General features: G+C 31.0%; 11 protein-coding genes and 2 pseudogenes. 9 read left to right on the top strand and 4 right to left on the bottom strand.

Going from position 1 to position 12,386, the window contains the following annotated elements:
- Positions 1-9: 9 nt before the first annotated feature.
- Positions 10-762 (top strand): annotated as a pseudogene (locus K5V21_RS11195) (Mrp/NBP35 family ATP-binding protein); the annotation flags it as partial.
- 35 nt (positions 763-797) lie between these two features.
- Positions 798-986, top strand: coding sequence for a ferredoxin (locus K5V21_RS11200; RefSeq protein ID WP_204594112.1), 189 nt, complete (start codon positions 798-800; stop codon positions 984-986).
- A gap of 47 nt (positions 987-1,033) precedes the next feature.
- Here K5V21_RS11200 and K5V21_RS11205 read toward each other — a convergent pair whose 3' ends face one another.
- The 4 genes from K5V21_RS11205 to K5V21_RS11220 all read right to left on the bottom strand — a co-directional run bounded on the left by K5V21_RS11205 (position 1,034) and on the right by K5V21_RS11220 (position 3,768).
- Positions 1,034-1,234 (bottom strand): hypothetical protein, encoded by a 201-nt coding sequence (locus K5V21_RS11205; protein ID WP_204594111.1) that lies wholly within the window; start codon positions 1,232-1,234, stop codon positions 1,034-1,036.
- Positions 1,235-1,321: 87 nt separating this feature from the next.
- Complete coding sequence (locus K5V21_RS11210; protein WP_221861326.1) at positions 1,322-1,774, bottom strand: PadR family transcriptional regulator; 453 nt, start codon at positions 1,772-1,774, stop codon at positions 1,322-1,324.
- A gap of 6 nt (positions 1,775-1,780) precedes the next feature.
- A complete protein-coding gene (locus K5V21_RS11215) occupies positions 1,781-2,626 on the bottom strand; it encodes a DegV family protein (protein WP_204594109.1) in 846 nt (281 codons plus the stop codon).
- Positions 2,627-2,757: 131 nt separating this feature from the next.
- Positions 2,758-3,768, bottom strand: a complete 1,011-nt coding sequence (locus tag K5V21_RS11220; protein WP_221861327.1) for a DUF3048 domain-containing protein — start codon at positions 3,766-3,768, stop codon at positions 2,758-2,760.
- Positions 3,769-4,017: 249 nt separating this feature from the next.
- On the opposite strand from K5V21_RS11220, the gene nrdD reads away from it, so the two are divergent.
- The 7 genes and pseudogenes from nrdD to K5V21_RS11255 all read left to right on the top strand — a co-directional run bounded on the left by nrdD (position 4,018) and on the right by K5V21_RS11255 (position 12,279).
- Complete coding sequence (nrdD, locus tag K5V21_RS11225) at positions 4,018-6,135, top strand: anaerobic ribonucleoside-triphosphate reductase (protein WP_221861328.1); 2,118 nt, start codon at positions 4,018-4,020, stop codon at positions 6,133-6,135.
- A gap of 286 nt (positions 6,136-6,421) precedes the next feature.
- Positions 6,422-7,585, top strand: coding sequence for a homocitrate synthase (nifV, locus tag K5V21_RS11230; RefSeq protein ID WP_221861329.1), 1,164 nt, complete (start codon positions 6,422-6,424; stop codon positions 7,583-7,585).
- A 13-nt stretch (positions 7,586-7,598) separates the two neighbouring features.
- Positions 7,599-9,521, top strand: coding sequence for an aconitate hydratase (locus K5V21_RS11235; RefSeq protein WP_221861330.1), 1,923 nt, complete (start codon positions 7,599-7,601; stop codon positions 9,519-9,521).
- A 344-nt stretch (positions 9,522-9,865) separates the two neighbouring features.
- Positions 9,866-10,384, top strand: a complete 519-nt coding sequence (gene nrdG / locus K5V21_RS11240; RefSeq protein WP_221861331.1) for an anaerobic ribonucleoside-triphosphate reductase activating protein — start codon at positions 9,866-9,868, stop codon at positions 10,382-10,384.
- Between the two features lie 29 nt (positions 10,385-10,413).
- Positions 10,414-10,560 carry a hypothetical protein gene (locus K5V21_RS11245; protein ID WP_221861332.1) on the top strand — a complete coding sequence of 49 codons (147 nt, stop codon included), beginning with the start codon at positions 10,414-10,416 and terminating at the stop codon, positions 10,558-10,560.
- Positions 10,514-10,762 (top strand): annotated as a pseudogene (locus K5V21_RS19755) (4Fe-4S cluster-binding domain-containing protein); the annotation flags it as partial. The gene K5V21_RS11245 and the pseudogene K5V21_RS19755, both read left to right, overlap by 47 nt.
- A 29-nt stretch (positions 10,763-10,791) precedes the next feature.
- A complete protein-coding gene (locus tag K5V21_RS11255) occupies positions 10,792-12,279 on the top strand; it encodes a leucyl aminopeptidase (RefSeq protein WP_221861333.1) in 1,488 nt (495 codons plus the stop codon).
- Positions 12,280-12,386 lie beyond the last annotated feature (107 nt).

Genomic DNA, 12,386 nt, shown 5'->3' on the forward strand with positions numbered 1-12,386 from the left:
AAACCTAGATACGGAAAGATAAGAAATGTAATTGGTGTTATAAGTGGTAAAGGTGGAGTTGGTAAATCAACAGTAACTGGAATTATGGCAACTATGCTTAGAAAAAAGGGATATAAAGTAGGAGTTTTAGATGCTGATATAACAGGACCATCAATGCCAAGATTTTTTGGTATAAATAATGAAAGAGCGCAAATAATATCATTAGATGAACAAAATATAAAGTTCATCCCAGCTACTACTAAGAGTGGAATAAAGGTAATGTCAATGAATCTTTTAACAGATGTAGAGGACGATCCAGTTATATGGAGAGGTCCAGTTATAACTGGTGTATTAAATCAAATGTACTTTGATACTGAGTGGGAGGAGTTAGATTATCTATTAATAGATATGCCACCAGGTACAGGTGATATAGCACTTACAGTTATGAATGATTTCCATTTAAAAGAGCTAATAATAATTTCTACACCACAAGATATGGTTTCAATGATAGTTAAAAAAGTGGTTAAAATGGCTCAAAAGGTAGGGGTACCTATAAGAGGAGTCGTAGAGAATATGGCTTATATAGTTTGTGATGGATGCGATAAGAAGTTAAGAGTATTTAGTAAAAAGTCAGCTGAAGAGCATGCTGAATATCTTGGGTTACCACTTTTAGGAGAACTTCCAATCAATTTAGAGCTTACAGAAGCTTTAGAGGAAGGTAGAGCTGAGGAGTATGTATTAGATAATCCTCTGTACTCATTAATTTTTGAAGGGTTATACTAAGATATACTCTCTATAAAAGAGAGGAGTAACTTAATATGAAAGCACATGTAGATAAGGATACTTGCATAGGATGTGGATTATGTCCTTCAATTTGCCCAGATGTATTCTCAATGGATGATGATGGAAAGGCAGTAGCTATCGAAGGAGATGTACCATCAGAACATGAAGATGGAGCTAAAGAAGGCGAAGAGAGCTGTCCAGTTAATGCCATCGAAGTAGAATAATTAAGTAATTAATAAAAATAGCAAGCTTAAATTTAAGCTTGCTATTTTTATTGAAAGAAATCATTCATAAATGGGTTTACATTACATTCGGATAAATTATGATTATTGGGTGAAATAGAATTAGATAAATAAATACTATCACCTATAGAGGCACCAGATAATTGATGAGTAGGTACAGAAACTAGACTACCGCCATCAAGTTCAACAAATGCTTCTAGACCGTTTATATCGATTATTTGTCCATGCATACACTAACCTCCTTATTGTTTATTAGTTAGTGTTATCAAAATTAGCAATATCTATACAAAATTAGGCGCTAACATATGTTAGCGCCTTTAATAAATATCATTGTATATAATTTTAAATACTTCTAAAGCCTCTTCGATTTTAGATTTAAGTAGATGTTTTTTCCTTAAATATTCTTTTTTTCCATCTGGTGTAAGGGAGTAAATTTTTCTAAACTTTTTCTTAGGATCATCCCAAGTACCAATAACAAGACCATCTTTTTCTAAGCTTTTTAATAAAGGGTATATACCACCGGTACTAGGAACCCATTTGCCCTTTGTACGCTCTCCTATATCATGAGATATATAATTGCCTGTAGTTGGTCCTATATTGAGTATATGAAGGACGTAAATCGGTAAAAGTCCTTTAGTAAAAACTTGACCTACTGCATCATTTTCTTTTTTTACTTTTTTAAGTTCAGAAACCTTCTTTTTATACTCTTCATAAAGACGCTTTTCCTCAGCCCTTATATCATTTGAATTAGAGAAATTTAAATTATTCATCAGTTATTACACCTCTTGAACTACAACTCCTAATAAGCCAGGGCCAGTGTGTACACCAAGAGCTGGTCCGATTGTTGCAGGAGCTATTGATTCTATATTATCAAGCCCTGAAATTAATTTGTATAAAGAGTCAAATTCTTCACTAGAACTTCCTCCGTTTAGAACCCAAATTTTACACTTTGACTTTTCAAGATGCTCTTTTGCTATCTTATATATTCTATTCATTGATTGTTTTCTACCACGTACTTTTGCGTAAGTGTAATAAACACCTTCTTGATCAACAGAAATAATAGGTTTTAAGTTTAAAATTTCACCTATTGTACCTGCTACTTTTCCTATTCTGCCACCTTTTTTTAAATACTCTAATGTACTTATAGTAAAGTATCCATAAGTTTTTTCTCTAAGCTTTGGAAGTTTCTCAATAATTTCCTCAAAGCTTAGACCTTCTTTAACCATTTTGGCAGTATTTAATACTAAAGCACCTTCTGCCATACTAAGTATCTTAGTATCATATACATAAGAAATTAATTTCGGGTGATCTTCAAGAGCAAGTCGTATTGCGTTTCCAGTACCTGAAAGTCCACTTGAAATTGTTACTGCAATTAAATGAGTATAGCCTTCATCCTCTAATTTATTCAGAATATTTTCAATTCTAGCTGTACTAGGTAGTGATGTTTTTGGAATTTCTTTCTCTAAAGAATCGTAAACTTCTTGAGGACTTAAATCTATTTTATCTTCAAATTCACCATATGAATATATAATTTTAAATGGCGCAAATTCTAGGTTATTCTCTCTTAATTCTTCTAATGTTAAATCTGATCCACTATCAGTTAAAATAGCGATTTTTTGCATTAATGATTCCTCCTAATTTTAGATTGTAATTATGAAATCTTTATCACTTATGATAATATAAACTATATCACTGCTGATATAGTTTAGCAATAAAAAAAGAAATTATTGTAAATAATTTCTTTTTTTATTGATTAATATGTGATCACAGATTGAGAGTCTACTATATTCCATATAGTATTACCTTCTGATAAAGATATTTCTTTTCCATCTAAATCATAAAGCTTAGTATCACCATATTCTGAATCTTTAGACCATTTTATATCTAGTACTTTTCCGTTAGAGAATACATAACCCTCTCCACTGTTAACCAAGTCAATATCTAGATGAGAGTTATCAGTTTGGAGAGTTATATCAGTCTTTTGAATAACTATATTAGTAAATGTTAATGGAGAATTTGTTAAAGCGTCCTTAGCAATTTTGCCATCCATTAATTTAGTATAAACGCCGTTTTCGAATGCATAAGAAGTCTCATATATGTTATTTGGTTTAACAGTTATGTTTAAAGCTTCTCTTAAATCATTTTTATTGAAAAATTCTTTATCAAACTTTAATGATGACTCTGCTTTTAGGTTGTACTTCTTATCTTTTGTAGCTTGTATTATATTCTCACTAGAAGTATACAGATTATGAGGGGCTTTTCTATTTTTATCTCTATTATAATATTTCCCGTTAGTCATTTCATTAAGACTCATAATAGAATTATCTTTTTTTACTTCATTAAGAGCCTCTTTAGATCCACCACAATGAGCTATAGGAAGTGCATATTCTTTAGATATGGTCAAAAAGTAGGGTCTAATGCTTCTAACAGGACCAATTTTATTAGCTGTATTACTATGATACACTGCTATAAACCTTGGAATACCACCTTCAGCAGATGTTTCATATACTATATCAGCAAATGATAAACCGCTTTGTGGTCTTGCAGCTTTTGAATTTTCAACAACGACCATATATGGGATTTTATCTTCAGGATTTTCTTTAGTTTCAAGTCCTGTAAATGGATATTTATATATTTGTTCTGTTTCTTTAGAAATAGATTCTGTAGTTTCGGAATCTGGTTGCATAGATTCTAACGAATTGCAGGATACTAATGATGAAATAACAAAAATTAAAAGTATAGATAATAATATTTTTTTTCTCATAAATTCCTCCTAAAATTAAATGCTTTCTACTTAATATATATTAATGGTTTAGGAGAAATCATGCCTAATATAAAAATTATTTTAATAGCAAAAGTACAATAAAAACCAAAAAAGAGAGATAAATAGACATAGAGAGAATTATATCTAAAAATTTAAAAATAAAATGTAATTGCACTAGAATATCTTTTGAAGTATAATAATACGGTACGAAAAAACGGTACTATATATTGTGTAATGGGGGTAGTTTAAATGCTATATGTTGTAAAAAGGGACGGTAGAGAGGTAGAATTCAATGCCGAAAAAATTGGTAACGCTATAAAGAGTGCGGCAGCAGAAATAGGCGTAAATTTAAAGACAAGTAAGACTTTGGATATCGTTCAAAAAGTTATCAAATATATAGAAATGTCAGGAGACAGTAGAATTACAGTAGAGCAAGTTCAAAATCTTGTAGAAAAAGCATTAAAGGATTCAGAACTTAATGATGTAGTTCTAGCATACCAAAATTATAGAAAAGAAAGAACTAAGGTTAGAGAAATAAAATCAGATCTTATGAGAGCTATAAGTAAAATTGGAGTTGAAACTGATAGAGATAATGCTAATGTAGGTAATAATTTTAGTTCAAAATTATTAAGAATAGCATCAGAATCAAATAAGTGGCACAATTTAGCTTCAATGCCAAAGCATTTATCAAAAGGTCATGAAATAGGAGATCTTTACTATCATGATTTAGATAGTTATAATCTAACAACTAACTGTCTTCATATACCAACTAGAGAAATATTAGAAAATGGATTCAATACAGGATATGGAACAATCAATGCTCCAAGAAGAATAGAAACAGCAGCTGAATTATCATGTATATTATTACAATCAACTCAAAACGATATGTTTGGAGGACAATCACACCCAGACTTTGATAATGATATGGCTGTATTTGTAGCACCAACAAGAGAAGAAATAATAAGTGAATTAAAAGAGCTTGAAGTACCAGCAGAAAAAATAGAAGAATTAGCTGAAAAAAGACTAAGAAAGAGAATACATCAAGCAATGCAAGGAGTTGTATATAACTTAAACACAATGCATTCAAGAGCGGGTTCACAGGTTCCATTTAGTTCAATAAACCTTGGAATTCCTGAATCAGAAGATGCTGCATTAGTTTGTGAAATATTCCTATTAGAATATGAAAAGGGATTAGGAAAAGGTGAGCAACCAATATTCCCTAATATAATCTTTAGAGTTAAAGAAGGTGTAAATAGAGAGACAGAGGATCCATACTTCTATTTATATGAATTAGCTTGTAGAGTAGCAGCTAAGAGGATGAATCCTACATTTATGAATATAGATGCAGATTTCAATAAAAAATATTATGATATGGGCATAACTCCAGCAACAATGGGTTGTAGAACATACCTTATGAGTAATGTGAATGGAGAGCCAGGAGTTAAAGGTAGAGGTAATATAGCACCAACTACAATAAACTTACCTAGAATAGGAATACAAGCACAAGGTAATATAGATAAATTCTTTGAAATATTTGATACTAGATTAAATCTTGCAAAAGAGGCTTTAATGCATAGATATGGAGTATTAAAGAATTTAAGAGTTAAAGATCTACCATTTGTAGCAGGACAGCACTTAATGAAAGGTGCAGAAGGATTATCACCAGATGATTCAATTGAACCAGTATTAAAGCAAGGAACTTGGGGAATTGGATTTATAGGACTTGCTGAAACTTTAGTTGCTTTAACTGGTAAACATCATGGCGAAGATGAAGAAGCTAGAGCACTTGGTTTAAGAATAATTGAGCATTTAAGAGCTTATTGTGATAGATTAACAGAAGAAACAAAACTTAACTGGAGTGCATATGCAACACCAGCAGAAGGCTTATCAGGTAAATTTATAAAACAAGACCAAAAGGTATTTGGAATCATTGAAGGCGTAACTGATAAAGAATATTATACTAATAGTTATCATGTTCCGGTTGGATGTGCTATTTCAATAAAAAATAAGATAGAGATTGAAGCACCATACCATAAGTTATGTAATGGTGGTCATATAAGCTACTTAGAAGTTGATGACTGTCCATCAGGTGAAGCTATAATGGATATCTTAAATTTTGCATATAAGAAAACTAACATCAGCTATTTGGGAATTAACTTCCATATAAGATATTGTAAGGACTGTGGAACTTACCTACAAAATCACGAAAAGAGTTGCACTAATTGTGGAAGTACAGATATACAAGGAGTTTCAAGAGTTACTGGATACCTAAGCTTAGATGAAAGATTTGGACCAGGAAAATATCATGAAAGACAAGATAGAGTAACTCATACAGGAACAAAACTAAATCACTATCAAGAATGTTAGAAATATTAAAGGCCGCTATAATAGGAAACTAATTATAGCGGCCTTTTTTACTTGTAAATAAATTATGTAAATTAGGTATGTTAATAAGGTACTTAAATAGACCTGAAAGTTAAAATGAATAATATATAAAAAAACTTGCAAAAAAAGTCGATTAATAATAAAAAAATATAAAATATAGCTATAAAATGAATGGGGAATTTATATTAATTGCAAAAATACTTGTTCGGCAAGTTGGCTTGTGGTAAAATTAGGATATTGGGGAATTTGATATAAAGGGGGCTATAAAATGACTATTAGAAAGCTAGATAATGGAAAGCATATATATGTTGTAGATACAACCTTAAGAGATGGAGAGCAGACCGCAGGAGTTGTTTTTGCAAATGATGAGAAAGTAGCTATTGCAGAACTTTTGAATGATTTAGGAATTGATCAATTAGAAGTTGGCATTCCTACAATGGGTGGTGATGAAAAAGAAGCTATAAAAAAAATAGTGAAAAGAAATTTAAAAAGTAGCATAATGGCATGGAATAGAGCTGTAACTTCAGACATTGATCAATCAATTGATTGTGGAGTAGATGCAGTTGCAATCTCAATATCTGTATCAGATATTCATATAAAGCATAAGCTTAAGACATCGAGAGAATGGGTAATAGAGAATATGTGTAAGGCAGTTGAGTATGCAAAGAGAAGTGGTCTTTATGTATCAGTAAACGGGGAAGATGCATCAAGGGCAGATAGAGACTTTTTAGTTAAATTCATTGAATCTGCAAAAAACTCAGGTGCAGATAGATTTAGGTATTGCGATACAGTTGGTATAATGGATCCGTTTAAGATCTATACAGATATAAAGTACCTAGATGAAAAAACTAATTTTGATATAGAGATGCATACCCATAATGATTTTGGAATGGCAACAGCAAATGCGGTGGCTGGAGTAAAAGCTGGGGCAAGTTATGTTGGAGTAACTGTAAATGGTCTTGGGGAGAGAGCTGGTAATGCAGCACTTGAAGAGGTAATAATGACATTTAAATATCTATTTAATTATGATGTAGATATAGATACAAAGAAATTTAGAGAGGTTTCAGAGTATGTATCAAGAGCATCAGGAAGAGTACTTCCTGCATGGAAAGCAATAGTTGGAGATAATATGTTTGCTCATGAATCAGGAATACACGCAGATGGAGCTATAAAAAATCCTAAGAATTATGAAGCTTTTGATCCTGATGTTGTAGGTCTTGAAAGACAAATAGTAATAGGAAAACATTCAGGAAAGGCAGCTATAATAAATAAGTTTAAAGAGTATGGTATGGATCTTACTCAAGATGAATCTGATGGTATATTAAATCTTGTACGTGCCACATCAGTAAGACTTAAAAGAAGCCTTTTTGATAAAGAATTAGTTAAGCTTTATAAAGACTATAAAGAATCCTTAAAAGCAAGAGTTAATTAGGGGGCTTAAATAAATGGGAGATAATTTAGTAATTAAGATTTTAAGAAATCATCTAGTTAGTGGAATAATTGAGGAAAATGGATCTATTGGTATAAAAATAGATCAAACATTAACACAAGATTCAACAGGAACAATGGCATACCTTCAACTTGAGGCTATGGATATAGGTACTGTTAAAACAAAAAGATCTGTGGCTTTTGTTGATCATAATATGTTACAGCAAGGATTTGAAAATGCAGATGATCATAAATTTATTCAAACTGTTGCATCAAAATATGGGGTGTATTTTTCAAAGCCTGGTAATGGGATATGCCATCAAGTATTTTTAGAGAGATTTTCAAAACCAGGGGAGACTTTAATAGGATCTGATAGTCACACGCCAACGGCTGGTGGAGTAGGAATGCTTGCTATGGGTGCTGGAGGTTTTGATGTTGCGCTTGCCATGGCTGGTAGTGAGTATAATATCAATGTTCCAAAGGTATGCAAAATAAATCTTATTGGAAAGTTAAATAAAATGGTATCTGCAAAAGATATAATATTAGAAGTTTTAAGGAGATTATCTGTTAAAGGTGGAGTTAATAAAGTTTTTGAATATGGAGGAGAGGGTGTAAGAACTCTTTCAGTTCCAGAGAGAGCCACAATAACTAATATGGGGGCTGAACTTGGAGCAACTACATCAATATTTCCTAGTGATGAAAGAACATTAGAATTCTTTAAAGCTCAAGATAGAGAATCAGATTATATTGAGTTAAAGGCCGATGAATATGCTACGTATGATGAGGAGATTACAATAAATCTAAATGATCTTAAGCCTATGATAGCAAAACCTCATTCACCTGATAATGTTATAGAAGTTTTAGATATATCAAAAACTAAGGTGGATCAAGTAGCAATAGGCAGTTGTACTAATTCATCTTATGAAGATTTAATGAAAGTTAGCAAGATATTAAAGGGTAAAAAAGTTCATCCAGATGTTAGCTTAGTTATTGCACCAGGATCAAGGCAGGTAATGGAGATGTTAGCTAGAAATGGTGCTCTTGCCGATATTATAAGCTCTGGAGCTAGGATACTTGAAAATTCATGTGGACCATGCATTGGAATGGGTCAAGCACCTGGTACAGATGGTGTATCTCTTAGAACATTTAATAGAAATTTTTATGGAAGAAGTGGAACTTTATCTGCTAAAGTATATCTAGTAAGTCCAGAAACTGCTGCTGTTTCTGCAATAAATGGAGTACTTACAGATCCAAGAGAAATGAATGTTGATTTAAGTATTGATATGCCAAAGAAGTTTTTAATTGATGACTCTATGATATTAAAACCAGCAGAAAATAATTCAGATGTTATAGTATGTAGAGGACCCAATATTAAACCATTTCCTATTAATAAGCCATTAGGTAGAGATATAAAAGGGAAAGTTCTTATAAAGGTTCAAGATAATATTACAACTGATCATATAATGCCATCTAATTCAAAGCTTTTACCATTTAGGTCTAATATACCATATCTTTCAGAGTTCTGTTTTAATACAGTAGATGCAGAATTTCCTAAAAGAGCAAAAGAAAATGATGGAGGTATTATAGTCGCTGGAACAAATTATGGACAAGGATCAAGTAGAGAACATGCGGCACTTGCACCGTTATATCTTGGTGTAAAAGCAGTTTTAGCAAAATCATTCTCTAGAATTCATAAAGCAAACCTTATAAATAATGGAATATTACCATTAGAATTTAAGGATGAGGGGAGCTATAATAGTATAGAGTTAATGGATGAAATAATATGTGATAACATACAAGATGCCTTAATCAAAAGAATAGTTAAGTTTAAAAATATAACTAATAAGAGTGAATTTAATACTATTTTAGATTTGACAGATAAGGAAGTAGATATAATTAGAGCTGGTGGAAGGCTAAATTATGTAAAAAATAATAGTTAATATTTATATATTGAAGGGAGTAATAGAGACAATCTATTATTCCTTTTAATTTTAAAATGTAATCATACTAAATATGTAAATTCAAAAGAAATATAATTAATTCTAATAAGAGTATAAACAATATAAATTTATATATAGGTAAAATATATCTTAACATAGGAAACTTTAATTATATTTAATTTAGGTTTTAGCTTATAATATATTTAATGAAAAGAATAAATTATAAATACATAAGTAGTATGTGATAAATATATTAATAATTTAAATTAAGTAATAAAAAGTATCTATAAATATATGATAATAGTTATCATAGTGATATAATAATTAATTAAAGGAGTGAGCTTATGGGCAAAAAGATTAGACTTGCTGGCATAGCTTATGAGAGCTTAGTAAATGGACCAGGTATGAGAAGGGTATTTTTCTCACAAGGGTGTAAACATAATTGCAAAGGATGCTTCAATCCTGATACTCATGATTTCTCAGGTGGAGAAGAAAGAGATATGGATGAACTTATAGAGGATGTATTAGAAAATCCTATTATTAAGGGTGTTACATTTAGTGGTGGAGATCCAATGGAAAGAGCAGAAGAATTTGCTTATATGGCAAAGAAATTCAGAGAAAATGGATTAAATGTTTGGTCATTTACAGGCTATACCTTTGAGTATATCTTAGAGCATTTAGATGAAAGATTAGGATGGGGAGAGTTTATAAATAATATAGATGTTCTTATAGATGGTAGATTTGATGAAACGAAGATGGGTGATGGCATAAGATTTAGAGGTTCAAGTAATCAAAGAATTATAAATGTCAAAGAAAGCCTAGATAAAGGAGAAATAGTTTTAGTACATGAATACATGAACTAATTTATTTGTATATGAAGGGAGAGAATTATATGGACGTAAGTGCAAAGGCAAAAAAATGGACAGAAGTTCAAGGTGTAATCATTTCTTTATTTGAGGATAATTTAGAATTAAAAACTCCTGAAATAAATAAGAGAAAATGGATTAAATGTTTGGTCATTTACAGGCTATACCTTTGAGTATATCTTAGAGCATTTAGATGAAAGATTAGGATGGGGAGAGTTTATAAATAATATAGATGTTCTTATAGATGGTAGATTTGATGAAACGAAGATGGGTGATGGCATAAGATTTAGAGGTTCAAGTAATCAAAGAATTATAAATGTCAAAGAAAGCCTAGATAAAGGAGAAATAGTTTTAGTACATGAATACATGAACTAATTTATTTGTATATGAAGGGAGAGAATTATATGGACGTAAGTGCAAAGGCAAAAAAATGGACAGAAGTTCAAGGTGTAATCATTTCTTTATTTGAGGATAATTTAGAATTAAAAACTCCTGAAATAAATAAGATGATAAAGCATTTAGAAAAGAGTGGTAAGTTTAGCGGAAAAGAAGGAGAAGTTTATACTTTCACTCAAGAGGTTGAAGGAAATATAGAGGATATAGTTCTATTAGGTCTTGGAAAAGAAGAAGATATAAATTTAGAAAAGATAAAAGTTAACTTATCAAAAGCTTATAAAAAGATGAAAGAACTAAAAAATGATGATATTATTGTAAGAATGATAGAAACTGAGAATTTAGATTTAAAAGAAATGGCTAAAGCTATGACAATATCTTTAATGCTTTCAGATTATGAATTTGATAAGTATAAGAGCGATAAGAAAGAGGAACAAAAAGATGTATTTGTTTCAATTTCATGCGCTAAATTAAATGATTCAATGATAGAAGAAGTTGAGGAATATATAATTGAAGGAAAAGATATAGCAGAAGGAGTAACTATAGCTAGAAACTTAGTTAATGAACCTGCAAATGAAATGTATCCAGAAGTCTTAGCTGATGAAGCTAAAATATTAGGTAATAAGTTTGGATTTGAAGTTGATATCTTTGGAAGAGAAAAGATTGAAGAGCTTGGTATGGAAGCATTTATGTCAGTTGCGAAGGGATCAAGTAAAGAACCAAAGCTTATAGTTATGAGATACTTTGGAGATAAACACAATAAAAAAGATGTTCTAGGACTTGTTGGTAAGGGATTAACTTATGATTCAGGTGGATACTCAATCAAGCCAACTGCAAGCATGGATACAATGAAATCAGATATGGGTGGTGCAGCAGCTGTTATAGGTGCCATGGCGACTATCGCAAAAAGAAATTTAAGAATGAATGTAATAGCCGTGGTTGCAGCTTGTGAAAATATGATATCAGGAAATGCATATAAACCAGGTGATATTATAGGAAGTATGGCAGGTAAGACAATTGAAGTGTTAAATACAGATGCTGAAGGTAGATTAACTTTAGCAGATGCAGTAACTTATATAATAAGAAAAGAAAAGGTAAATGAAGTTATTGAAATGGCTACACTTACAGGGGCCGCTCTTGTTGCACTTGGAGAAACAACAACAGCTGTTATAACTAATGATGAAGAATTATATAAAGAGTTAGAAGGTGTATCAGAATATACAGGAGAGAAAGTATGGAAGTTACCAACATTTCCTGAATATAGAGAATTAATAAAATCTGATATAGCTGATATTAAAAATATAGGTGGAAGAAATGCAGGTACAATAACTGCTGGATTATTTATAGAAGAATTTGTAGATGATGGAGTATCATTCTTACATTTAGATATTGCAGGAACTGCTTGGACAGATTCAGCAAAACCTTATAAAGTAAAAGGTGGTACTGGAGTACCTGTTAATTCAATATATGAATTAGCCAAGGGAAGAGAAAACCTATAATAAATATTTTCCTATATTAAAAAGTAGCTTTTTAGCTACTTTTTTTTATGTAAGAAGATATAAGTGTATGATAAAATGTATTAAAGAAAATAATATTATAAAATATG

This window comes from Clostridium sardiniense (assembly GCF_019753795.1).
GTDB classification, from domain to species: Bacteria; Bacillota; Clostridia; order Clostridiales; family Clostridiaceae; genus Clostridium; species Clostridium sardiniense.